General features: G+C 66.7%; 20 protein-coding genes. 11 read left to right on the top strand and 9 right to left on the bottom strand.

Annotated features, from left to right (window positions below):
* Window positions 1-67 precede the first annotated feature (67 nt).
* Genes rsmB through NMQ16_RS19195 form a run of 4 tightly spaced genes read left to right on the top strand, consistent with a single transcriptional unit; the run spans window position 68 to window position 5,279 of the window.
* Entirely contained in the window at window positions 68-1,330 is a 1,263-nt protein-coding gene (rsmB, locus tag NMQ16_RS03685; protein WP_373566754.1) for a 16S rRNA (cytosine(967)-C(5))-methyltransferase RsmB, read from the top strand.
* On the top strand, window positions 1,323-1,916 hold the full coding sequence (locus NMQ16_RS03680) for a DUF4390 domain-containing protein (protein WP_257079145.1): 594 nt from the start codon (window positions 1,323-1,325) through the stop codon (window positions 1,914-1,916). The genes rsmB and NMQ16_RS03680 overlap by 8 nt, the downstream gene beginning before the upstream one ends.
* Window positions 1,913-4,015 (top strand): ATP-binding protein, encoded by a 2,103-nt coding sequence (locus tag NMQ16_RS03675; RefSeq protein ID WP_257079144.1) that lies wholly within the window; start codon window positions 1,913-1,915, stop codon window positions 4,013-4,015. Before NMQ16_RS03680 ends, NMQ16_RS03675 begins: the two co-directional genes overlap by 4 nt.
* Window positions 4,016-4,028: 13 nt before the next feature.
* Window positions 4,029-5,279 (top strand): sigma-54 dependent transcriptional regulator, encoded by a 1,251-nt coding sequence (locus NMQ16_RS19195; protein WP_306441647.1) that lies wholly within the window; start codon window positions 4,029-4,031, stop codon window positions 5,277-5,279.
* 61 nt (window positions 5,280-5,340) lie between these two features.
* Here the strand turns inward: NMQ16_RS19195 and NMQ16_RS03655 are convergent, their stop codons facing one another.
* Window positions 5,341-6,162, bottom strand: a complete 822-nt coding sequence (locus tag NMQ16_RS03655; RefSeq protein ID WP_257079143.1) for a formate/nitrite transporter family protein — start codon at window positions 6,160-6,162, stop codon at window positions 5,341-5,343.
* A 319-nt stretch (window positions 6,163-6,481) separates the two neighbouring features.
* On the opposite strand from NMQ16_RS03655, the gene NMQ16_RS03650 reads away from it, so the two are divergent.
* Complete coding sequence (locus NMQ16_RS03650) at window positions 6,482-6,901, top strand: heme-binding protein (protein WP_257079142.1); 420 nt, start codon at window positions 6,482-6,484, stop codon at window positions 6,899-6,901.
* A 126-nt stretch (window positions 6,902-7,027) separates the two neighbouring features.
* On the opposite strand, the gene NMQ16_RS03645 is transcribed toward NMQ16_RS03650, so the two are convergent.
* Window positions 7,028-9,265 carry an AsmA family protein gene (locus NMQ16_RS03645; protein WP_257079141.1) on the bottom strand — a complete coding sequence of 746 codons (2,238 nt, stop codon included), beginning with the start codon at window positions 9,263-9,265 and terminating at the stop codon, window positions 7,028-7,030.
* Window positions 9,266-9,494: 229 nt separating this feature from the next.
* Here NMQ16_RS03645 and mscL point away from each other — a divergent pair, with 229 nt between their 5' ends.
* Window positions 9,495-9,923: a large conductance mechanosensitive channel protein MscL gene (gene mscL, locus NMQ16_RS03640; protein ID WP_257079140.1), complete on the top strand. Its 429-nt coding sequence runs from the start codon at window positions 9,495-9,497 to the stop codon at window positions 9,921-9,923.
* Between the two features lie 71 nt (window positions 9,924-9,994).
* On the opposite strand, the gene NMQ16_RS03635 is transcribed toward mscL, so the two are convergent.
* The 4 genes from NMQ16_RS03635 to NMQ16_RS03620 all read right to left on the bottom strand — a co-directional run bounded on the left by NMQ16_RS03635 (window position 9,995) and on the right by NMQ16_RS03620 (window position 15,715).
* A complete protein-coding gene (locus NMQ16_RS03635; protein WP_257079139.1) occupies window positions 9,995-10,723 on the bottom strand; it encodes a response regulator transcription factor in 729 nt (242 codons plus the stop codon).
* A 147-nt stretch (window positions 10,724-10,870) separates the two neighbouring features.
* Window positions 10,871-11,374: a WbuC family cupin fold metalloprotein gene (locus tag NMQ16_RS03630; RefSeq protein WP_257079138.1), complete on the bottom strand. Its 504-nt coding sequence runs from the start codon at window positions 11,372-11,374 to the stop codon at window positions 10,871-10,873.
* Entirely contained in the window at window positions 11,367-14,852 is a 3,486-nt protein-coding gene (gene dnaE / locus NMQ16_RS03625; RefSeq protein WP_257079137.1) for a DNA polymerase III subunit alpha, read from the bottom strand. Before dnaE ends, NMQ16_RS03630 begins: the two co-directional genes overlap by 8 nt.
* Before the next feature lie 95 nt (window positions 14,853-14,947).
* Window positions 14,948-15,715 carry a PEP-CTERM sorting domain-containing protein gene (locus NMQ16_RS03620; RefSeq protein WP_257079136.1) on the bottom strand — a complete coding sequence of 256 codons (768 nt, stop codon included), beginning with the start codon at window positions 15,713-15,715 and terminating at the stop codon, window positions 14,948-14,950.
* A gap of 238 nt (window positions 15,716-15,953) precedes the next feature.
* Between NMQ16_RS03620 and NMQ16_RS03615 the strand changes: the two genes are divergently transcribed.
* The 4 genes from NMQ16_RS03615 (at window position 15,954) to NMQ16_RS03600 (ending at window position 21,395) form a co-directional block, all read left to right on the top strand.
* Entirely contained in the window at window positions 15,954-17,708 is a 1,755-nt protein-coding gene (locus tag NMQ16_RS03615) for a pyrroloquinoline quinone-dependent dehydrogenase (RefSeq protein WP_373566753.1), read from the top strand.
* A 157-nt stretch (window positions 17,709-17,865) separates the two neighbouring features.
* Window positions 17,866-18,609 carry a PEP-CTERM sorting domain-containing protein gene (locus NMQ16_RS03610; protein WP_257079134.1) on the top strand — a complete coding sequence of 248 codons (744 nt, stop codon included), beginning with the start codon at window positions 17,866-17,868 and terminating at the stop codon, window positions 18,607-18,609.
* Window positions 18,610-18,691: 82 nt separating this feature from the next.
* Window positions 18,692-19,144 (top strand): PA2169 family four-helix-bundle protein, encoded by a 453-nt coding sequence (locus NMQ16_RS03605; protein ID WP_257079133.1) that lies wholly within the window; start codon window positions 18,692-18,694, stop codon window positions 19,142-19,144.
* A gap of 247 nt (window positions 19,145-19,391) precedes the next feature.
* Window positions 19,392-21,395 (top strand): methyl-accepting chemotaxis protein, encoded by a 2,004-nt coding sequence (locus NMQ16_RS03600; protein WP_257079132.1) that lies wholly within the window; start codon window positions 19,392-19,394, stop codon window positions 21,393-21,395.
* Window positions 21,396-21,433: 38 nt separating this feature from the next.
* Here the strand turns inward: NMQ16_RS03600 and NMQ16_RS03595 are convergent, their stop codons facing one another.
* A complete protein-coding gene (locus tag NMQ16_RS03595; protein ID WP_257079131.1) occupies window positions 21,434-22,009 on the bottom strand; it encodes a GNAT family N-acetyltransferase in 576 nt (191 codons plus the stop codon).
* 48 nt (window positions 22,010-22,057) lie between these two features.
* On the bottom strand, window positions 22,058-22,444 hold the full coding sequence (locus tag NMQ16_RS03590; RefSeq protein ID WP_257079130.1) for a hypothetical protein: 387 nt from the start codon (window positions 22,442-22,444) through the stop codon (window positions 22,058-22,060).
* A gap of 96 nt (window positions 22,445-22,540) precedes the next feature.
* Between NMQ16_RS03590 and NMQ16_RS03585 the strand changes: the two genes are divergently transcribed.
* The gene (locus NMQ16_RS03585; protein WP_257079128.1) at window positions 22,541-23,632 is read left to right on the top strand and encodes a 6-carboxytetrahydropterin synthase; all 1,092 of its coding nucleotides are present in this window, start codon (window positions 22,541-22,543) and stop codon (window positions 23,630-23,632) included.
* 46 nt (window positions 23,633-23,678) lie between these two features.
* Here the strand turns inward: NMQ16_RS03585 and NMQ16_RS03580 are convergent, their stop codons facing one another.
* On the bottom strand, window positions 23,679-24,170 hold the full coding sequence (locus tag NMQ16_RS03580; RefSeq protein ID WP_257079126.1) for a hypothetical protein: 492 nt from the start codon (window positions 24,168-24,170) through the stop codon (window positions 23,679-23,681).
* Between the last annotated feature and the right edge of the window lie 60 nt (window positions 24,171-24,230).

Raw genomic sequence — 24,230 nt, 5'->3', positions numbered from 1 at the left:
GCCTCTTGCCGGTACCCATGCATTGAATTCCGTATCTTCTTCCGGTCAGCCGGTCGCCGCCGATTCACTGGCGGCAGCCCTGCTCGGAGCCGCCCACGCCGTGGCTGCCGTACTCAAGGGTGATGCGCTGGACGACGCGTTCAGCCGCATGCCTGACACACTGTCGACCAATACCGCCGCCGTGCGCGATCTGGCCTACCAGTGCCTGCGCGCGCATGCCGCGATCGAGGCCCGGCTCGCCGTGCTGGTGCCCAAGCCGCTGCGCGAGCTTGATCGGCGTGCGTTGCTGCTGGTTGCGCTGTGCCGCCTCGATGCGCGGCCGGACAGCGCGCACACCACGGTCAGCCAGGCGGTCGACGCGGCGCGCACGCTCGGTGGTGACCGCTTCGGCGGGCTGATGAATGCGGTGCTGCGCAGCGCGCAGCGGCGCGGCGACGAACTGGATGCCGCGGTCGCGGGTGACGACGCAGCGCGCCTGCAGCACCCGCGCTGGTGGCTTGACCGCTTGCGCCGCGACCACCCGAATCACTGGCAGGACATCGCGCAGCAGGGCAACAACCATCCGCCAATGGCACTGCGGGTCAATCTCCGGCGCGCGACCGTGGAGGAGGTGCAAGCCCGCCTGGCAGCCGAGGACATCGCAACGACCCGTCACGGTGATGCCGGCCTGCTGCTCGACAAGCCTTGCCCGGTCGCCCGCCTGCCGGGCTTCGCCGACGGCTTGATGTCGGTGCAGGATCTGGGTGCCCAGCGCGCCGCCGGACTGCTCGACGTACGTTCTGGGCAGCGCGTGCTCGATGCCTGCGCAGCACCGGGCGGCAAGGCATCTCATCTGCTGGAATGCGCCGATATCGAACTGCTGGCGCTCGACCACAGCGCGCCGCGTGCGCAGCGCATCAGCGAGAATTTTGCACGGCTCGGGCTGGACGGTCGGGTGCAGATCGGCGATGCCGCGGCGGTCGACAAGTGGTGGGACGGCAGGCTGTTCGACCGCATCCTGGCTGACGTGCCGTGCAGCGCGTCCGGCGTCGTGCGGCGACATCCGGATGCGAAGTGGCTGCGCCGGCCGGACGACATCGCCCGTTTCGCGAAGCAGCAGCGCACCATGCTGGACAGCCTTTGGCGCGTGCTGGCGCCAGGTGGTAAATTGCTCTACGCCACCTGTTCGGTCTTCCGCGCGGAAAACCACAAACAGGTCGCCGCCTTCGTGACCCGCCATGCCGACTGCCAACGCCTGAGCCCATGCGGCGCATTCGATCTGCAACTGCTGCCGGACGCCGAGCATGACGGGTTCTACTACGCCCTGCTGCAGAAAACCCCCGGTGTCTGAACGACTCCCGCTCTGGCCGGGGGTATGGCGCTGCATCCTGGCCTGCCTGCTGACGGTCTGCCTGATGACCCCCGGTCACGCTGCGGCCGATGTGGAAATGCGCGATGTCCGGCTCGATCACAGCGACGAGGGCTATCAGCTGTCGACCGACATCGGCGTCACGCTGTCGCCGCGGCTTGCCGAAGCGGTGACACGCGGTGTGGCGCTGTACTTCGTGCTCGAATTCGAAATCAGCCGGCCACGCTGGTACTGGCTTGATGAAGACGTGGTCGAGCGCGCGCTGACCTACCGGCTGAGCTATCACGCACTGACCCAGCAGTACCGGGTATCCACCGGCGCGCTGCATCAGGGCTTCGACACGCTGGACGAAGCGCTCAAGCTGATCGGCCGGTTGCGCAACTGGCCGATCATCGACTCGGGGCGTCTGAAGGCCGGCGGCAGCTATGTCGCCGCATTGCGCCTGCGGCTCGATGTGACCCAGCTGCCCAAGCCGTTCCAGCTCAGCGCGATGAGCAATCGCGACTGGACGCTGGAATCCGAGTGGCAGCGCTGGGGTTTCACCGCACAGCAGGCGGTGCGGCAATGAGGAACTTCATCTTCGCCAGTACTGCGCTCAGTGGCGTGCTGCTGCTGCTGCTGTCGCTGGCCAGTGAAAATACCGCGCTGTTCGCGCGCAGCTACCCGCTGCTGCTCGGCCTGAATGTGGCTGTGGCGCTCGGCCTGCTCGGTCTTGTGACCTGGCTGGTGGCGCACCTGCTGCGCGAGCACCGCGCCGCGGTGTTCGGCTCGCGCCTGAAGCTGCGCCTGTTCGCGGCGTTTGCTGCGCTGGCGGTGGCGCCGGGCGCGCTGATCTACGTGCTGTCGGTGAATTTCGTGTCGCGTTCCGTCGATTCGTGGTTCAACGTGCGCATCGAACAGGCACTCGAAGGCGGCCTCATCCTCGGTCGCAACACGCTCGACTACCTGTCAGCCGACCTGCTGGAAAAGGCCCGTACGATGGCGCGCGACCTGTCCGACACACCGGTGCTCAAGCGCAGCGCACGGCTCGACGTGCTGCGTGAGCAGGCCGGCGTGGAGAGTGCAACGCTGTTTTCGCCGCAGGGACAGGTGGTCACGACCAGTTCGTCGGCCACCCGGCTGGTGCCTTCATTGCCATCGCCGTCGCAGCTGCGCCAGGCGCGTCAGGGCATGGGTCTGACCACCGTGGACACCGACAGCAACGACGGCCTGACCGTGCGTGCGCTGGTGTTCATCGGCGGCGCGACACTGGCGTCCGACGCCCCGGTGCTGCAGCTGCTGCAGCCGCTGCCGGCTTCGCTGGCGCTGAATGCGGAGGCGGTGCAGAGCGCCTATCGCGACTATCAGGAACTGTCGCTGGCGCGTGCCGGACTCAAGCGCATCTTCGCGCTGACACTGACGCTGGCGCTGCTGCTCGCGCTGCTGTCGGCGCTGGCCGTGGCCTTCGTGATCAGCCGACGCATGTCGGCGCCGCTGTCCATCCTGGCGCGCGGCACCGATGCGGTGATGCAGGGCGATTTCAGCCCGATCCCGGCGCTCGCCACGCGCGACGAGCTGGGCACATTGACCCAGTCGTTCCGTCGCATGACCGAACAGCTCAACGATGCGCGCGCGCAGGCCGAGCGCAGCCGCAGCGAGACCGAGGCGGCACGCACCTACCTCGAAGGCGTCCTCGGCAATCTGTCGACCGGTGTGCTGGCGTTCAGTCCGTCCACCCGGTTGCGTGCCGCCAACCAGGGCGCGCTGGCCATCCTGGATGACCGGCTCGAAGGCTGGGAAGACATTGCGCTGGCTCAATGGCCGCGTCATCCTGAGTTGCGCGACACCATCCTGGCGGCCATCGACGAGGGGCAGGAGTCGTGGAGCCGGCAGATCGACATCGCCGATCCGTTCGGCCCGGGCAAGACTTTGCTGCTGCGCGGTTCGCAACTGCCGCAGGCCGGCGGCGGCGGTTTCGTCGTGGTGTTCGACAACATCACGCAGCTGATTGCCGCGCAGCGCAGCGCCGCGTGGGGCGAGGTGGCACGCCGACTGGCGCACGAGATCAAGAATCCGCTGACGCCGATACAGCTGTCGGCCGAGCGGCTGCAGTTCAAGCTGGCGGACAAGCTCGACGAGGACGGCCAGCGCCTGCTGGCGCGTGCCACCTCGACCATCGTCGATCAGGTCGAGGCGATGAAGAACATGGTCAATTCCTTCCGCGACTACGCGCGGCTGCCGCAGCCGGTACTGACGCCGCTCGACCTGAACCGGCTGGTGGACGAAGTGCTCGGCCTCTACGAAACCTCGACGCCCCGCATTGAACGGAATCTGGCGACCGACCTGCCGCACATCAGTGGTGACGCCGGCCAGCTGCGACAGGTCATCCACAACCTGCTGCAGAATGCGCAGGATGCTTCGGCCGAAGCCGGCACGCCGCAGATCAGCGTGCACACGCGCCGCCGCGGCAACCGCGTCGAGCTGTCGGTGCGCGACAACGGCCACGGCTTTCCAGCCCAGGTGCTGGCGCGCGCGTTCGAACCCTATGTCACGTCGAAAGCACGGGGTACAGGCCTTGGGCTGGCCATCGTGAAGAAGATCGTGGATGAGCACGATGGTCGCATCGAAATCGAAAACATTGCGCCGCACGGCGCTGAAATCCGCATAGCGCTGCCGCTGGCAGCCTGAAAGTCAGGAAAACATGGCTCGCATACTGGTGGTCGACGATGAGATGGGTATCCGGGAGTTGTTGTCCGAAATCCTGCGGGACGAGGGGCATGACGTGACGCTGGCGGAGAACGCGGCTGCGGCGCGCAATGCGCGTCTGTCCGCGCGACCTGACCTGGTGCTGCTGGACATCTGGATGCCCGACACCGACGGCATCACCTTGCTGAAGGAATGGGCCTCGGGCGGGCAACTGACCATGCCGGTCATCATGATGTCCGGCCACGGCACCATCGATTCGGCCGTTGAGGCGACACGCATCGGCGCACTCGATTTCCTCGAAAAGCCGATCGCGCTGGCCAAGCTGCTGTCCAGCGTGAAGCGCGCGCTGATCCGCAGTGCGCCAGCCGAACAGCGCCCGGCCGCGCCTTCGCTGACCGGCGTCACGCGCAGCGGCCCGCTGCGCGACCTGCGCCGCCGGCTGGAACAGATGGCGAGCCGTTCGCGCATCATCATGCTGCGCTGCGGCCCGTCGAGCTTCGCCGAACTGGCAGCACGCACGCTGGCGGTGCCCGGGCGGCGCTGGATCGAATTGGCCGGCATACCGGGCGCCATCACGCAGGAACAGCTCGACGCAGCGCGCGGCGGCGTCATCCATGCTGGCGATATCGGCACGCTGTCGCGCATGCAGCAGAAAAACCTCGCCTTCGCGGTCGACCGGCTGGAACGGCTCGACGCGAAACTGATTGCCAGCTGTGCCCAGCCGCTGGCGGAACTGCAGGCCGCCGGCGGCTGGGACGATGCCTTGCTGTCGCGGCTGTTCGACGTCGTGCTGCCGCTGCCGACGCTGGCCGAACTGCGCGACGAAATCGGCGATCTGGCTGACGACGTGCTGAAACATCTGGCGGACGCGGGCGAAATTCCGGTGCGCGCGCTGGCCGAGTCGGCTCGGCCACTGCTGCGCCAGCACCCGTGGCCGGGCGGTTACGCCGAACTTGTGTCGGCACTGCGTTCGGCTGCGCTGGCCACGCTCGACGATGATCTGGACGCGAGCGCGCTGCGCGCGCTGCTGCGCCCCGCCGGCAACGCGGCACTGCCCGGCCTGAACCAGCCGTTGCGCGATGCGCGCGAGGCGTTCGAGCGGCTGTATTTCGAACACCACATGGAGCGCGAAGGCGGCAACATGACCCGGCTGGCGGAGCGCTCCGGGCTGGAGCGTACCCACCTGTACCGCAAGCTCAAGCAACTCGGGCTGCCGGTCGGCCGCCGCACCGAACATCAGGACTGATGGGCGGCACCGAACGGCAGTCCTGAACGCGAAGCCCGCGCGGTGGACGCCCCCGGTTCCGTCAGGCGCGCTGGCGGAAGGTCATGTAATACACCCCGGCGACCAGAATGCTGCCGCCGACGATGTTGCCCAGCGTCGCCGCGACCAGGTTGCCCGCCAGCCCGGCCGCGGTCAGTCCCGACAGATCGACGCCAGCCGGCAGCACGCCGTTCGCATGCAGCAACATGCCCATCGGAATGAAATACATGTTGGCGATGCAGTGCTCGAATCCGGCGGCCACGAACGCCGATACCGGAAACACGATCGCCAGCACCTTGTCGGTCACGCTGCGCCCGGCGGTCGCCAGCCAGACTGCGAGACAGACCAGGGCATTGCACAGGATGCCCTTCACGAACACGATCAGGAAAGGTGTGGCCGTCTTGGCCGCCGCCACCTTCACATAGGTTTCCGCCACCGCTCCGCCGTTCATGTCGCCGTGATGTGACAGGAACACCAGGGCCACCATGCCCAGCGCGCCGACCGCATTCGCCACATATACGATGGCCCAGTTGCGCGCCAGCAGACTGAATGGAATGCGCCCCTCGGCCCAGGCCATGACCAGGAAATTGTTGCCGGTGAACAGCTCGGCGCCGGCCACGGCCACCAGGATGAGGCCGAGCGAAAAGGCAAGCCCGCCCAGCACACGGGTCAGCGCAAAGCCGAGCGAGGCATCGCTGGCCACCAGGGTGAAGTACAGCGCACCGAAGCCGATGAAGGCGCCAGCCAGCACACCGAGCATGAACATCGTGCGCACCGGCAGGTTGGCTTTGACGATGCCGATGTTTTCGACCTTCTCGGCAATCTCCTTCGGCGAGTACAGATCGATCCCCAGATTGCTGGCCATGCGTTCTCCTTGTCGGTTTTGTGTGCGGAACCCGTCTCGCGCGGGCAGGCCGACAGTGTAGGATGCTGACCGTGACGCCGGTAGATTGCCGGCCCCGCGGCAGCCCACCAGTTTGCTCGCCGCGTGGAACATGCACCACAGAAGTCAGCCAGACGCACAGTGCCGGTGAGCAATCCGCCCGCCGGCCCGCGCACCCGCCGGACCACCCGTCACGGCCAAGCGTCGCACGAAAACCCCTGACCGGCCTTCTCCGCAGCGCAGCGGAGCAGTACCGGCTTTCGGGTTCAACGCCCTCTCTTGACATTGACGGAGTACGACCATGAGAACCCGCCTCACCCTGACGCTCGACGACGCGCGGCAGATTGCGGCCGCGGCGGAAGCCGAAGCCCTGAAACGCAACTGGCCCGTCACCATCGCCATCGTCGACGACGGCGGCAACCTGATGTGGCTGCAACGCCTTGATGGCGCGCCGCCGATGAGCACCCAGATCGCACCGGAGAAGGCCCGCACCTGCGCGCTCGCTCGCAAGCCGAGCAAGGCGATCGAGGATGTGGTCAACAGCGGTCGCCTCGCCGCATTGCGCATGCCGGTGCTGCCGCTGGAAGGCGGCGAAATGATCATCGTGGACGGCGAATGCGTCGGCGGGGTCGGCGTATCGGGCGTGAAGTCCAGCGAAGATGCCATCGTCGCCCGCGCCGGCATCGCGGCCATCGGCGCGAGCTGGGAAATGCCGGCCTGACGGGCCCTTACGGGCGCGGGCCTGTGGGAGCGGCTGTGGGAGCGGCGGCCTCGCCGCGATACGCACGCTGATCATCGACCATCGCTGCTCGATCGCGGCGAGGCCGCCGCTCTCACTCGCCGCTGCTCAGCGGCCGAACAGCCCCTTGAGCTTGTCGCCGACCTGTTCCTGCACCTTGTCACGGGCTTTTTCCTGCAGTTTCTGGCTCTGTTGCTCGACCGCCGTGCGGGCGGCGCCCTTGACCAGATCGGCGAGCTCGATCTTGTAGTCGAGGCTGGCGAACGGACCGTACAGGCGCACCGGCACGGTCACGCCCCTGAGCTCGTCTGCGGCGCGGCCGTCCTGCCCCTTGCTGGTTGCGGCCAGCGTGACGCGGGCGAGGTAATCCACACTGGCCTCGGGCAGATTGACGGTGCCGGCACCCGCCAGCCTCAGGAAGGGCGAGCTGGCGGTCAGATCCGAATTGCGGGCGATGCCGTCGTCGATGCGGAAGCTGGCGCTGAGTGCTGAAAAGTCCGTCTTTTCGGTGGCGCTGGCCTGCTGTACGGTGGTGCCGCCGCCCAGCTTCGCCTTCGCCTCGCGCAGGCTTTTCGCCAGATTGATGCCGCGGATCGCGCCGTCGCGCAGCTTCAGCGACGCATTGCCATCGAGTGCGCGCTTCAGGGCGCCGACCGTCGTACCCGAGGTCGCGACATCCAGCATGACCGTGCCGCGCCCCTCCAGCAGGTCCTTGCCGGCTGCATCGCGGATCAGCGGATGCACGTCGATGTCCGACAGCGTCTGCTTCAGCGCGATGCGGTTGCCATCGGCATTCAGGATGAGCGCACCGCTGGCCGCGCCCTGATAGAGCGTGGCTGAATAGGGCGATACCTCCAGCTTTCCGTTCGACGCCTTCACGTTCAGCGTCATCTTCGTCATCTTCACGCCAGCCAGCTGCAGCGCACCGATGCGCACGCTGCCAGTGGCATTGATGTCGCGCAGCGCGGACAGATCGACCGGCGTGTCGTCCGGGTTGCCGGCGGCGGGCCTGGTTGCGTCGCCGGCTGCTGCAGGCGGGCGGTAGCGATCGAGATTGAGCTGGTCGATGTCGACGTCGAAGGTCAGCGACAGCGGCTGCAGGCGGGTCGCGGCGAGCTTGAGCAGGATGTGGCTGTCGTCGAGCCGTGTGTCGAGATCGAGCGCCGCGGTCTGCGCCTTCAGGTCTGCGCGAGCCGAGCCCTTGACCGGCAGCTTGACGCTCTTCATCGGCAACGACGGATGCGCGATGTCGATCGAGCCCTCGAGCGCCGACAACTCGGCGGACGGCCCGTCCAGTTGAACGTTCAGCGGCGTGGCCAGGGCGGCCTTGACGGTCGCCGTGTCCTGACGGGCGTCCAGCGTCAGCGTCAGTCCGGCCACCCGGACCGCCTGCGGGCTGCCTTCGATGCCCTTGAACTGCAGCTTGATGTCCGCCATGCGGGCGCTCGAATCGATCTTCGCGGCCAGATTGATTTCGTCGCCGCGGGCGCCGCCGGCATCGAGTTGCAGCGCAGGCGCTGCCAGTTTCGCCGACAGCGCCTCGCCGGCCCGTCTGGCGGACAGGTCAAACGCCAGCTTCTGGATGTCGATGCGGCCTTCGGCGCCCGCTTCGAGCCGGGTCGACGTCAGTGCGGCGCGCAGGTCCGTCAGGTCAAGCAGCGTACCCTCCATGGTCGCGCCCAGCGCTTCGAGCGCGAAGCGCTGGGTCAGCAGGTCATAGTCATAGCCGGCGGCCAGTACGATGCGCGTGTCGGCCGTCGGCTGCGCCGACGTCCAGTGCGCGGCCATGTCGAGTTTGCCGCGTGCAGTATTCGACAGCTTGCCGACCGCCAGCTCGATGTCGTCCAGCGTGTGCACCGCACCGCTGCCCTCGTCGCGGAAAGCGAGTGCCGACCGCGACAGCTTCAGACCGGCGATGTCGAAGCGGACCGGCGAGCCCTCGTCCTTTTCGGCCGAGAGCAGGTCTTCGAAGTTGAACGAGCCGTCCTTGTAGCGGATCAGGGTGACGCTGGCGCCCTCGACCCGGATCTCGTCGATGACCAGCGAACCCGACAGCAGCGGGAGCACGGCGACCGAGACGCGCGCACCGTCGATGGCCGCGAAGCGTTCGGTCGAATTGTGTTCGGACAGTGCGGTGCGGCCCAGCTTCAGGCCGAGATTCGGATAGAAGGACAGGTCGACGTCGCCTTCGATGTCCAGCGTGCGCTGCTTCTGTTCAAGCACGACGCGCCTCAGTTCTTCCTTCACGCGGACGGCATCGAAGGTGATCGCCACGTACAGCACGGCCGCAGCGAGCAGCGCAGCGACGCCGCCGAGCGCGAAAGCGGCAAGCTTGAGTATCTTCATGCCTTCTCCATACGAAACAGACCGGCTGATGACACGTGCCGCGTTGCCGGACGGTGCTCGATCCGGCTGACGCAAGCGGCACGGTGGCTGGCGAGCGTATCAGAGATGGCGGCTGGCAGCCCGGACCGGCGCCACGCCGGCCGTGTGCTATCTTGCTCGCCGCCGGAAGTCACCGGTTCGCGCGCGCCGCCCGCGCGCGAATTGCACCCATATCAACAAGGAGATCAGCATGAGCTTCGTTTCGGAATTCAAGGCATTCGCCATGAAGGGCAATGTCGTCGACCTCGCGGTGGGCGTCATCATCGGCGCAGCCTTCGGCAAGATCGTCGACTCGGTCGTCGCCGACCTGATCATGCCCATCGTGGGTGCGATTTTCGGTGGCCTGGATTTCAGCCAGTTCTTCATCGTGCTCAAGGATATTCCGCCCGGCGTGCCGGAAACGCTGGCCGACCTGAAGAAGGCGGGCGTACCGGTGTTCGCCTGGGGCAGCTTCCTGACGATCGCGCTGAACTTCGTCATTCTTGCCTTCATCATCTTCATCATGGTGAAGCAGATCAACCGGCTCAAGCGGGAAGAGGCGGCGGAACCGGCGGCGCCGGCCGAGCCAGCCGAAGAGGTCGTGCTGCTGCGCCAGATCCGCGATTCGCTGTCGAAGTAATCCGGACCAAGCCGACAACAAAAAAGGAGCCGATGGCTCCTTTTTTGTTGTCGGTCTGCGAGTTGTGCAACTCAGTCCACCGCTTCGCTCTCGGTCGGCCGGGCGTCACCGGACACACGCTCCAGCCGGTAGCCATAGTTGTAGGTCGACGCGAGTCGATAGCCATTCTCCGGACGCAGGGCGAGCTTGGAGCGTACGCGCGACATGTGGGTATCGACGGTGCGTGTCGGCACATCGCCCTTGCGGCCCCACAACGATTCCAGCAGGTGACCGCGCGATACCAGGCGACCGACGTTGCGGAACAGGAACACGGCCAGCTCGAACTCGCGTTCGGTCAGGTCGACTACCTCGTTGTGCAGGCGCGCCGTGTGTGAATTCAGATCGAAATGGTAGGGCTCGGCCTCGACCACCGGCTGGTCTGCCGGCGGGCGGCTGCGCCGCAGCACCGCCTCGATCCGGGTCAGCAGTTCAAGGCGCCGCGCCGGCTTGACGATGTAATCGTCGGCGCCGGCGGCCAGCGCGGTGACGATGTCGTTCTCGTCCTGCCGCGCCGTCACGAAAATGACCGGCGTCTGCAACTGGCGCTCGTTGCGCAGCCAGCGCAGCACATCGGCACCCGGCAGGTCGGGCAATTCCCAGTCGATCAGCAGCAGGTCGTAACTTTCACGCACCGCTTCGCGCATCAGGTCACGAGATCGCATGAAAACATGCACGTCGTGGCCTGCGGCACGCAGCCAGGTGCCCAGTATTTCCACCTGGACCGGGTCGTCTTCCAGCAAAGCAATTCGGGCAGTCTGCACGGCGGGATCTGTATCCGTAGAAATGAGCGGGTCAGACAGGGTTGACGGCAGGCAGGTCGCGGACTGAAGGGCCGGAATGCACGATAAATGCCGCCTGAAGCGTGACCGGGTACCGCTCAATGGACATTCGAGTATGCCACAGCGGGGTCAGCCCGCCTGCAGGGCGGCAAACAGACCCGCCATCCAGCGCAGATAGGCCCCGGCGGCCGGATCACCGGCACCCGGCGCCCACGGCGCCGCCTCTCCGGTGCCCAGAGGCAGATACGGCCCCGACTTGGCTTCGAACATGACCGAGCCCGATTCGAGCGAAACAAGGCTGTGATACTGGCCATGACCGATATCGATGCCACAGGCGTAGCCCGCACCCAGCCGATGCAGCGACTGAACGGCGCCCGTGTCGTCGAACAGGATGCAGCCGAAACGGCCGCGCAGACACAGGATGGTTTCGTCCTTCGCCGGATCCAGGTGGCGATGCGGCTGGACGTAGCTGTCCGGCTCGACGGCATTCAGCAGCCGGTGCGCGGGATGGGCGTCCTGCGGATGCAGGTTGTCGTTCATGCGCCGGCGCGGGCTGGCCTGCGCCCGGGCAGTGAGTGCATCAAGCGCAGCCAGATCGATCAGCCGGGTGCGCGGTGGCGCGTGCTCAGGCATAGGTGACACCGACCGATTCCGGCGGCAACCAGTCACGCAACCCGTCGAACAACGCGTCGTCCAGCCGCACCCGCCACTGGTCGCCGAAATCGAGGGGTGCGATGGCCTGGCCGCTGCTGTAGTGCAGACGCACCCGGCACCCGCCCTCGGCGCGGAACGGTTCGAGCAGGCTGCGCAGACGTGCGCAGGCCGCGCGCGCACCACCTGCGCCGGCCACTTCGCCATTGACCCTGAGTTCGAGCCGGCGCGCAAAGCGCGCGCGCGCCTCGCCGGCGGTCAGCAGGCTTTCGGCGACGACGCGCATCGAATTGGAATAGTCGTCGAACTGAGCGCGGCCCTCGATCACCAGCACTTCGTCTTCGCGCAGCTTGTTGCGCGAAGCGTCGAACAGTTCGTTGAACACCGACACCTCGACCTGCGCCGTGCCGTCGTCCAGCACGACGAAAGCCATCTTGCCGCGACGCGTCATCTGTACGCGCGAACTGACGACCAGCCCGGCGACCACGGTCGGGTCGCGCGACGATTCGAGCTGCGCCAGCTTGCGCCGCGCGAAGCGCGAGAACTCCTGCGCATAGCTGTTGAACGGGTGACCCGACAGATAGAAGCCGAGCGCCTGCTTTTCGTTCTGCAGCTTTTCCCGTTCGCTCCATGGCTTGCAGCTCACGTACTCGGGGGCGCGGGTGCCGACGCCCGCCGGAGCGTCGTCGAACAGGCCGCCCTGATGTGCGTTGGCCGCCGCCTGTTCGGCCGCTTCCATGGCAAGTGCAACGCTGGACATCAGGATGTTGCGGTCCGGGTCGGCGCCCTCGCGCGTCGCGTCGAACGCTCCGCCGCGGATCAGCGCCTCGATGGTGCGGCGATTTACCGTGCGGCGGTCGACGCGCAGGCAGAAGTCGAACAGGTCGACAAAGGGCCCGCCGCTCGTACGTGCCTCGATGATGGCGTTCACCGCCTGCTCGCCGGTGCCCTTCACGGCACCCAGGCCATAGCGGATTTCGCTGCGCGACACCGGCACGAAGCGGTATTCGGACCGGTTGATGTCGGGCGGCAGCACGGTGAGCCGGTTCTTCTTCGCGTCGAGGAAGAAGATGTTCACGGTGTCGGTGTTGTCCATGTCGGACGACAGCGATGCGGCCATGAAGGCGGCGCAGTGGTGGGCCTTCAGCCAGGCGGTGTGGTAGGTGACGACGGCATAGGCGGCGGTGTGCGACTTGTTGAAGCCGTATTCGGCGAACTTCGTCATCAGGTCGAACAGCTGTTCGGCCAGCGCCGGGTCGTAGCCCTTGGTGGCGGCACCGGCGGCGATGGTTTCGCGGTGCTTGGCCATTTCCTCCGGCTTCTTCTTGCCCATGGCGCGGCGCAGCATGTCCGCACCGCCGAGCGTGTAGCCGCCGATGATCTGCGAAATCTGCATCACCTGTTCCTGATACACGATGACGCCATAGGTCGGTGACAGGCAGCCTTCGAGATCGGGATGGAAGTAGTCGATCGCCTGCTGACCTTTCTTGCGCAGGATGAAGTCATCGACCATGCCGGAGCCCAGCGGCCCCGGGCGGTACAGCGCCAGCACGGCGATGATGTCCTCGAAGCGGTCGGGCTGCAGTTTGGACAGCAGCTTCTTCATGCCTTCCGATTCCAGCTGGAAGATGGCCGTGGTGTTGGCTTCCTTCAACACCTGGTAGGCGGCCGGATCGGTGAACGGCAGGCTCAGCAGATCGGGACGCTCGCCGGTCATGCGCTCGATGTAGTCGACGGCCAGTTCGATGATGGTGAGGTTGCGCAGGCCCAGAAAGTCGAACTTCACCAGGCCGATGGCTTCGACGTCGTCCTTGTCGAACTGGCTGACCGGCGCCGCGTCGTCGCCGTCCTGCTGGTACAGCGGGCAGAAATCGGTCAGCTTGCCGGGCGCGATCAGCACGCCGCCGGCGTGCATGCCGACATTGCGCGCCAGGCCCTCGAGCGGCTCGGCGAGGCGCAGCAGTTCGCGCACCTCTTCCTCGTTCTGTTCGCGCTCGGCCAGTTGCGGCGCCTGTTCGCGCGCCTCGGCCAGCGACAGCGGCTTGTTCTGTACCACCGGAATCAGCTTCGACAGCTGGTCGCAGAAGTTGTAGCCCATGTCGAGCACGCGGCCGACGTCGCGGATCACCGCGCGCGAGGCCATGGTGCCGTAGGTGGCGATCTGGCTGACCGCGTCGGCGCCGTACTTCTGGCGCACATACTCGATCACCATCCAGCGCTTGTCCTGACAGAAGTCGACGTCGAAGTCAGGCATCGACACCCGTTCCGGATTCAGGAAGCGTTCGAACAGCAGTGCATAGGCGAGCGGATCGAGATCGGTGATGCCGAGCGAGTAGGCGACCAGCGAGCCGGCGCCCGAGCCGCGACCCGGCCCGACCGGCACGCCGTTCTTCTTGGCCCAGTTGATGAAGTCGGCCACGATCAGGAAGTAGCCGGGGAAGCCCATCTGGATGATGGTGTCGCACTCGAACCTGAGCCGCGCCTCGTACTCGTCGCGGCGCGACGCGCGCACCGCCTCGTCCGGAAACAGCAATGCCAGCCGCGTCTCGAGACCGGCTTTTGCCTCGGCGATCATGAAGTCGTCGATCGTCATGCCGGGTGGCGTCGGAAACTGCGGCAGGTAGTTCTTGCCCAGCGTCAGCGTGAGATTGCAGCGGCGCGCGATCTCGACCGTGTTGTCCAGCGCTTCGGGGATGTCGGCGAACAGTTCGGCCATTTCGGCCGAGGTCTTGAAGTACTGCTGTTCGGTGAAATCGCGCGGCCGCCGCTTGTCGGTCAGCACGTAGCCCTGGGCGATGCACACGCGCGCCTCGTGCGCCTTGTAGTCGTCCGGCGCCATGAACTGCACCGGGTGCGTCGCCACCACCGGAATGCCGGTTTCGATGGCCAGCGCGCACGCATCGGCCACATACACCTCGGTGTTCGGATGGCCGGCGCGCTGCAGCTCGATGCAGTAATCGCCATTGAACAGCCGCGACCAGTCGGCCGCCAGCCGGCGCGCCGATTCCATGTTGCCGGCCAGCAGCGCCAGCCCGACATCGCCCTGCATCGCGCCGGACAGCGCGATCAGGCCGGCTGCGCCGGTGTCGGCCGCTTCGAACCACTCGCGCCGGATTTCCGCCCGGCCGCGGTGCTTGTTCTCCAGATAGGCGCGGGTCAGCAGGCGGCACAGCGTGCCGTAGCCCTCGCGGTTGCGCGCCAGCAGCAGCAGTCGGTACGGCTTGTCGCGTTCGGCTTCATTGGTGATGAAGACATCGACCGCCGCAATCGGCTTCACGCCCTTGCTGCGTGCAGCCTTGTAGAACTTCACCAGACCGAACACATTGGTCAGGTCGGAAATCGCCAGCGCCGGCATGCCGTCCTGCGCGGCGGCCTTGACGGCCGCGTCGAGCGTGACGATGCCGTCGACGATGGAAAATTCGGAATGAAGACGGAGATGGACGAAGGCGGGAGCAGACATGCGACAAGTGTACCGCTCCCTCCTGCCCGGCGGGCACCGCATGGGTGCCCGCCGGTGTCGGACGTCCCGCTGCGGAACGCCCGGGCTGACGAAACTTACTTGCGACGGCGGGCGGCGACGCCGATCAGGCCGAGGCCGGCCAGCATCAGCGCGTAGGTTTCGGGTTCCGGCACCGGTGTGATCAAGAACGCGGTGGTGTCCGGAACGATGCTGGCAGAAGAACTGTTGCTGACGGTGTCGATCGTCCAGTTGTTCAGGTCGCCCAGGGCGAGCTTCGCGGCAGCGACGTTTTCAAAGGTGCCACGCGAGCCGCTGTACTCGGCGTAGTCAGGTTGGGTCGACGCGCCAGCCTTTGCGGTGAGGCGGACGGCGTTCGATGTGCCTTCGGTCAGGCCGGTGCCGGTGAGCGGGCCGTTGGCTTCGAAGGTGCCATTGGTGATGGCGGCGAGGAAGGTGGTTGGATCGGTGGCGCTGCTGCCCAGGTAGGCGTAAACGGTTTCATTCGAGCCGGCAAGACCCCAGTTGCTGCTGCCCGACACGGTGGCGCGGCTCAATGTGCCGACCGACGCCAAAGGCGCCTCGGCGTCGTAGGCGGCGAAGCGTACGACGGTGCCGACGGCGATGACCGAGGCGCCGGAATTCCACTGGCTGTAGCTTTCGCCGGTATTGAAGGCGCTGCCGGTCCACTCGTTGTCGGAGAAGAAAACGGTGGTGTTGGCGTCGATGGCAGCCAGCGCCACGAAGGACAGGCCGTCTTCGTCCGCGTTGAACGAGGTGAAGGCGATGTCGCCGGCGCTCAGCGCGGCGTGAGCACTGACGCCGGTGGCAGCCAGCAGCAGGGCGATTGCGGTCTTGCGGAACATGTCGGATCTCCGGAAATGCGGGGGAAAACAGAAGGATGGGAAAACCTGCCGGCACGTTCGGCCGCGCATCCTCGAATGTGACAGACGAGCGTTACAGCGAAAGCAGCGCGAAGCGAACGTGCGTGGTCCGAACGGACCAGCGGATTGCAAACTTGCGTTTCGGCAGCCGTGCACTCCCATGGCCGACGCGATGCGCCTGACGGCCTATCATCACGGCTTTCCGTTTTCGACCGCTGCCATGCACCGTCTGATTCCGAATGCGCTCTGCCTGCTCACCGCTCTCGCCACCGCACCGGTGGTCGCCGCACCGGATCGCGACTGGCCCACCTTCGGCCTCGACCACGCGAATACGCGTCTTGCCGACATACCGGGCCTGACGCCGAAGACCGTACGGAAGCTGGTGCCGAAGTGGATCTACCAGAGCGGCATCGCGCAGACCTTCCAGGCCACGCCTCTGGTCGTGGAGGGAAAGATGTACGTGTCGCTGCCCGGTTCGCATGTGGTGGCGCTCGATGCGCGGTCCGGTGTCGAACTGTGGCGCTACACGCACAGGAAGCGCACGGAGAAGGTGTGCTGTGGCCCGGCGAATCGGGGCGTGGCGTTCGACGACGGCCGCGTGTTCGTCGCCACCGTGGACGCGCGCCTGGTTGCGCTCGACGCCGCCACCGGCAAGCCGCACTGGGACATCGAACTGGCGCGGCCGGACAACGCGACGACCGAAAGCAGCGAAGGCATCAAGGGCGAGGTCGGCGGCGGTTCGGGCGTCGGCGCGGCGGCTGCACCGCTGGTGGTCGAAGGCAAGGTGATCGTCGGCATCAACGGCGTGGGTTACGGGCTGCATCTGGACGTGCCCGGCCGCGCCGGCCAGCTCGCGTCGGTGGTCGGCATGGCGGGCAAGTACGGCGGCATCGGTTTTCTGGCGGCCTTCGACGCGAAGACCGGCCAGCGGGTGTGGCAGTTCGACACCGTGCGCAAGCCGCAGGATGGCGGCTGGGAAGGCGACTTCGTCGAGAAAACTGCCGATGGCCTGCCGCTGAACCGCGACATCGCCGGCGAGCGTGCCAGCGCGCCGCAGCACAAGGACGCGTGGGAGTACGGCGGCGGCTCGGTGTGGAATGCGCCGGCCTATGACGCAAAAAGCGGCCTGCTGTACTTCGGCACCGGCAACCCCAGCCCGCAGATCAACGACACTACGCGCCCGGGCGACAACCTGTACACCGCATCGCTGGTCGCCATCAATGCGAAGACCGGCGCCCATGCCTGGCACTTCCAGCAGATTCCGCACGACAAGTGGGGCTACGACGTGGCCAGCCCCGCGGTGCTGTTCGACCATCGCGAACCGGGTGGCCGCGTGGTGCCTGCGGTCGGCCAGGCGTCGAAGCTGGGCTGGTTCTATGTGCATGATCGCGCCAGTGGCGCGCTGCTGTACAAGTCGGAGCCCTTCGTGCAGCAGGACAATCTGTTCGCTGCGGCGAGCAAGGACGGCACGCGCATCACGCCGGGCGTGGCCGGCGGAGTGAACTGGTCGCCGGCCGCCGTCGACGCCGCGCGCGGCCTGGCCTTCGTCGCCGCGATGCACATGCCGATGCGTTACTGGATCAAGGAAAGTGCCGCCACGGCGGGCAAGCCGGCGCAGCGCTACGACAGCATGGAGCCGTCGGACGAGGCGAACTGGGGCGTGCTCGCGGCGATCGACCTCAGGCAGCGCGGCAAGCTCAAATGGACGGTGAAAACCGATGAGCCGCTGGTCGGCGGCGTGCTTGCGCTGAAATCCGGTGTGGTGTTCACCGGCGAAGGCAATGGCCACCTGTCCGCGTTCGACAGCGTCAGCGGCAAGCGGCTGTGGGGCTTTCAGACCGGCGCCGGCGTGAACGCGCCGCCGATTGCCTTCACTCTCGACGGCAAGCCGTATGTGGCGGTGGCGGCCGGCGGCAGCGCCATCTGGGGCTACCGTCAGGGCGATGCCGTCATCGTGTTCGGACTGCCGGACTGAGCGCATCCGGGCGTCGAAGAATCTTACATATTGCAGGCGGCTGGCATGAGTCCCACGGCATACGGCGCTTTGCGGCAGGCGGCGCGATGCTTGCTACGTCTCCAGTTTGGTCTTTTTCGCCGGTAAGTCACCGGCCCACGATCCGGAGGATGCCTTCATGACACTGCCTGCCTTTTCATCGATGTCCCGTGTGCTGCTGCTCGCAGCCGGTCTGGGCTTCACGTCCGCGCCGCTGCTGGCCGCCGACATCCTGGTCGACGTGCAGATGCAGAACAGCGATACCAATCCGGGCCCGTTTTCGGCCGGTGCCGGCGCACAGTTCAGCATGAGTTTCCGCATCGACGCCAGCGTCGCGCCTTCGGGCGCCATACCGACCTGGAGCGGTGCGCTCGACGATCTGTTCGTCGACATCGTCGACGTCAATCTGGGCAGCTTCACGATCCAGGCGCAGAACGGACGTTGGCAGCAGATCGACGGCGATTTCCTGGCTGGCGGCTGGGGCAGTTTCAACGGTGGCAGCATTGCGCCCTTCGCGGTGTTCAATCCGTCAATAAGCGCCACCGCCTTCGTGCTCGATTCGATCAGCTTCGACTTTCGCGGCGCAGCCTTGCTGGCCGATGAGCAAACCCTGCCCGGTGTGCTCGACATCGACGATTTCAACTACCTGAGTCTGGTGCTGCGCTTCAGCAATGCGGATCCGGACGTGGCCAACAATCCGAAGACCAGCATCATCCGCGGCAGCGCATTCGACGCCGTTGCCATCACGCCGGTACCCGAGCCGACCACCTGGGCGATGCTGGGTCTGGGCCTCGCGCTCGTTGGTGCCGCGGCACGGCGCGCGCGGATGACTGCAACAGGATGCAACCGGCGGGTCGGTCATCCCCTACACCGGGCTTCGTGATCGCCCGCAGCCGGGCGAACCGCATTTCCTTAGGATGAAGTCTCGACAGCGCATATGCCTGTCATTCATCCAAGGAGACATCATGAACCAGAGCGAAACGATTGAAGTGCTGAACGGCCTGATCGAAACCTGCAAGGATGGCGAGTACGGATTCAACACCTGCGCCGATCAGGCGGACTCGGTGAAGCTGCAGTCGATGTTCAGGCAGCGGGCACAGGAATGCCGCACCGCTGCACAGGAACTGCAGACGGAAGTGGTGCGGGCTGGCGGCGAGGCCGACACATCGGGTACGGTGGTCGGTGCGCTGCATCGCGGCTGGGTCAGCGTGCGCGGCGCGCTGCCGGGCAAGGACGATATGGCGATGCTGGAGGAAGCCGAACGTGGCGAGGACCGTGCGCTGGCGCGCTACCGCAAGGCGCTGGAGGCGCCGCTGCCGCCGGAACTGCGCAATCTGGTGCAGCGCCAGCTGATCGGCGCGCAGCGCAACCATGACCAGATCCGTGCGCTGCGTGACCAGTACCGCGCGGCCGCCTGAGCGGGTTGCATGAGGAGGGCGGTCATCTGTCCGCCCGGCACGGGAAGCCGGCCCTCGGGGTCGGCTTTTTTACGTCCCGTGCAGATGCAGCACGTCGAGCATCGGGTCGGTGCAGGTCGACCAGACGGTCGGTCGGGCGATGACCTTCCCGCCGGAGCCTGAACATTGCACCACGTTCATAAATTATTCTCTTAAAGAAACTTTCTTGGTCGTCGTCAACGCCTTGTCACCGAAACCGAGCCTGATCATGAATCTGCACGCCCTGAATCTGCGCACCAAGCTGCTGGCATCCACCGTCATTACCGTCCTGCTCTGCTTCTCGGTCACGCTGGGCGTACTCGCCTGGCGCAGCCATCAGGCCGTGCTGGAACAGGGGCTGGCACGCGCCGAAAGCGTGGCGACCTCGGTCGCGCATGACGTCGGCGCCGATCTGGACGAAGCCATGGCGGTGTCGTCCACGCTGGCGCTGTCGCTCGAAGGCCTGCACGCCAAGGGCACGCCGGATCGAGACGCCGTCAGCCGTGTGCTGCGTCGCACGCTGGAAGGCCGGCCCGCGCTGCTGGGCGTCTACACCGGCTGGGAAGCCGATGCCTTCGACGCGCGCGACACCGACTTCGCCGGTACCGCCGGTCATGACGCCAGCGGCCGCTTCGTGCCCTACTGGAGCCGCAGCGGTGAGACGCTGTCGGTCGAAGCCCTGATCGACTACGACAAGCCGGGTGCCGGCGACTATTACCAGCAGCCGAAGCAGACCGGCCGCGCCTATCTCGCCGAACCTTACGAATACGTGGTGGGCGGCAACAAGATGCTCATCACCTCGCTGGTCAAACCTATTGTCGTCAATGGCCGCTTCGCCGGCATCGCCGGCGTCGACATGGCGCTCGACCGGCTGGCCGACGACCTGGGCCGCCTCAAGCCGCTCGACGTCGGCACGGTTGCGCTGTACGCGCCGTCCGGTCTTGTGGTCGCGCACGCCGATGCCGCCCGCATCGGCAAGCCGGCCGCCGACCTGCCGGCCGATGCACTGGCTGCGCTGCGCGATGGTCGCAGCCTGCAGTGGCGTGACGCCGCCGGTGTGCTTCACTTCCTGCAGCGCGTGTCGCTGAGCGACAGCGACGGCTGGTGGGGCAGCGTGGTGTCGGTGCCGGAAGGCGTGATCACCGCCTCGGCGGATTCGCTGCGCAACACCGCTATCGCGATGGGCGTCGTCAGTGTGCTGCTGACCGCCGGCGTGCTGTTCGTGTTGCTCGGCGCGATGACCCGGCCACTGGAAACCCTGGCCGAAGCGATGCAGGCGCTGGCCAGCGGCGAAGGCGACCTGACGCGCCGTCTGCCGGAAACCGGCAGTCGTGACGAGCTGGGCCGCGTCGCCACCTCGGTCAATGCCTTCCTCGGCAGCCTGCAGCGCATGTTCATCGAGGTGCGCGACCAGAGTCAGGCGCTGGTCGGCGGCATCCGCGACGCATCGGACGCCACCCGCCACATCGCCGACAGCTCACGCTCGCTCGCCGGCACCACCGGTGACAATGCGGCAACGATAGAGGAGATCACCGTATCGATCGGTCACATCGCCAGCCATGCGAACGACGCCAATTGCGTCATGCTCGACACGCACACCGCCTCGCAGCGCAGCGGCGAGGCGGTACATGGCATGCAGACGCACATGCGCGACATTGCCGGCAGCATGGAAACGCTGGCCGGCTCGCTGACCGGGCTGGCCGAACGTTCGGTGCAGATCAACGGCATCGTGCAGGTGATCCGCGAAATCGCCGACCAGACCAATCTGCTGGCGCTCAATGCCGCCATCGAAGCCGCCCGCGCCGGCGAACAGGGCCGCGGCTTCGCGGTGGTGGCCGACGAGGTGCGCAAGCTGGCGGAACGCACCAGCAACGCCACCACCGAGATCCGGGACATGATTTCTGCCATGCACGGCGAAACCGACCGCGCCGTGCAGAGCATGAACAGCACACGCGAAGCGGTCGAATCCGGCGTCGAGCGCGCCACCCGCGTGGCCGAGGAGATCGGCGGCATCGAGGCCGGCATGCAGCGCGCCGCAGAACGAGTGCGCGAAATTGCCGAAGCGACGCAGGAACAGTCGGCTGCCACCACCGCGCTGGCGCAGTCGGCGGAGCAGGCTTCCGAAGTAGTGCAGAACACCGATCAGGCGATACAGCGCACTTCGGCCACCCTGTCGCAGATCGGGCGCGCATCCGACCATCTTGGCGAACTGGTGGGCCGATTCAAGCTGTAGGCACACTGACGGCGCCGCACAGGCCCGGCCGTCCGGCCTTACTCGATGCCGAGCAGACGCGGCACGTCCGGTGCGTCGAGCAGCAGTACGTATTCCAGACCGTCGATCTCGTCGATGAACGATGCGATGCGCCGGAAACCCGCACTGGCTAGCAGCGCGCACGATGCAAGGTTGTCCGGGCTGACCGACGCGACGAAGCGCGGCACACCCTGCTCGACGTGGGCCCAGCGGATCAGCGCGACCAGCGTTTCGCGTGCCAGGCCTTGCCGGCGGTGACAGGGGTAGATCGTGTAGCCGACTTCGACCGCATCGGCGGCGTACGGCGCCAGATAATCGGGCGCCGGGCGGGAATGAAAGCCGGCGTGGCCGATCATTTCGTCGCTGTCGCGCAGTGCCAGCGCGCGCACCGACCAGGGCAGGCTGGCCGGGTCGGTCGTCACGTCCTGCAGTCGCAGGGCGGCCAGGTCGGATTCACGCAGCCACGCGGTGGCCACGTTCAGTCCGATCAGCGCGGACAGCTCGTCGATGTCGCACCCGTCGGCGGACGCAGCGAGGAAATCGGCACCCATGGCGCGCAGCCGCAGGCGCGGCGTCAGGATATCGGGGGACGTCATGGTCATGCGGACCGGCGACGGGCAGCGCTGTGACGCGATCCGCCGGATTCAGCGCGCCGCCAGCGCGAAATAAAGGCTGGCCGCCAGTGCCACGCTGAACACCACGGCGGCGGCGAGCATGACGCGCGAGCGCATGCGCAGCACTTCGATCTCGCGTACCAGCTGCACATTCTGTTCGGCCAGCGAACGGATCAGCTGCGACGAGGCAAGCGCCTCCTTCTGCAGTTCGGTGACCACCTGTTCGAGCGCGGCCAGCCGTACCTCGGCCGGCGCGCCGGCCGGTGCAGTCGCCGGTGCGTCCGCCGGCTCGCCCTTCGGCCGCTTCTTTGCGACGCGGTCCCACAACGCATTGGCGCCCTGCACCACGCTCGGTGCTGCCGCGATGACGTCGCCCCAGGGCACGGCCTTCACCGCGCCGAGCAGACTGATGGACATGAGGTGTGCTCCTTCTGCAATTCGATCGATACTGATAGTACTGCGCACTCAGGCACACTGCGGCGCTGCCGCAACCGTATGCCCCGACCCCCGATCATGAAAGACATCCTGCTCCAAGTTGCCGCTGCGGACTTCGAAGCCGCGCGCCACCTCGAACACCTGCCGACCGCCCACCGCGCGCACGCGCTGCACGGCCACAGCTTCACCGGCAGCGTGCGCGCCGCGCTGCCCGAGGGCTGGGGCGGTGTGGCCGGCGGCGAGGTCGATGCGCTGGCGGCTCGCCTGCGCACGGTGCTCGCGCCGCTCGACTACCGGCTGCTGAACGACACCGTCACCCGGCCCGGCGACGAAAATCTCGCGCGCTGGCTGCGCGGACAGCTCGACCTGCCCGAAGTGCACGCCGTCGGCGTGCGCAGCACCCGCCACGCCGGCGTGCAACTGGACCGGCACGGCGACGCGCACGTGTGGCGCCGCCACGTATTCCAGTCGGCGCATCAGCTGCCGCGCGTCGCGCCCGGCCACAAGTGCGGCCGCATGCACGGCCACGGCTTCGAAGTGCTGCTGCATGCGAAGCGGACATCTGAAGCGCCTGTCGACCACGACCGGATCGACGCACTGTGGGCGCCGCTGCATGCGCAGCTGCATCTCGCTTGCCTGAATGACATCGCCGGGCTGGACAATCCGACCAGCGAAAACATTGCCGCCTGGATATGGCAGCAGCTGAAACCCGCGCTGCCCGGCCTGTGCTGGGTCACCGTTTACGAAACCGCAAGCTGCGGTGCACAGTTCGACGGCCTGCAGCACCGCGTGTGGAAGGAATTCACGCTGGACAGTGCCGTGCAGCTCAAGCGCGCCCCCGACGGCGATCCGCGTCGGTGCATTCATGGCCACACCTTCACCCTGCGCCTTCATCTGGCTGCCCCACTCGATCCGGTCATGGGCTGGACGGTCGATTTCGGCGACGTGAAGGCGCAGTTCGCGCCGCTGTTCGAACGGCTCGACCACGCGCCGCTGCATGAAATGATGGATGAGAATGGCCTGGACGCCGACACCGCCAGCCTGGCACGCCGCATCATGACGCTGGCGACGCCGCTGATCCCCTCGCTCGAACGGCTTGACCTGCATGAAACCCGCGGCTGCGGCGTCATCCTGCAGCGCGGCGGCAGCGAACCGACGCTGCCGGTGTGACGCACTGCCGCCGGTCGCATCGTCGGGCTGTCGTTTCACCCGACCTTCACCAGCGCCCCAGATCGATGCCGAAGGTCACCATGAAGCCGGCCGTGCCGAGCAGCGCGATCTGGGCGTTGTAGCGGTCGTACTGGTAGCCCAGCGCCGGAATGACCGCAAACGCCACGCCCTTGCGGTTGAATGGAATCTTGTCTTCGTATTCGCCGGTATAGCCGAGCAGTGCGCCGGCCGTCACCTTCACGTACAGGTTCGGGCTGACCGCGTCGATCGGCCAGCTGCGGCCGGCGTAGTAGTACTCGCTCGCCTGATCAAAGGAATTGCGGAACCACGCCGCGCCGACGTTCCAGCGCGTCGGCGACTCGTACTCGAGGCCGAACAGGGCCGGCGTATCGTTGTGGTCGGATTCGTGGTCCCAGTGATGGACGTAGGGGCCGATCTGCAGGCCGAGACGGTGTGACGGCGCCGTCGTGTCGGCCGATGCTGCGGCACTGGCGAGGCCGGCTGCGCACAGCAGGATGCAGCGGAAGGAAACAGTCAAAGCAGCGTACCCGGTATCGAATACCGGTCGGGCAACGCGAACGGCCTGGCGTTCCCCGGC

Origin of the sequence: Methyloversatilis sp. XJ19-49, from assembly GCF_024580145.1 — a bacterium.
Lineage (GTDB): Bacteria > Pseudomonadota > Gammaproteobacteria > Burkholderiales > Rhodocyclaceae > Methyloversatilis.
The sequence above is the reverse complement of the archived record's forward strand: the minus strand, read 5'-3'. Positions and strand labels throughout refer to the sequence as shown.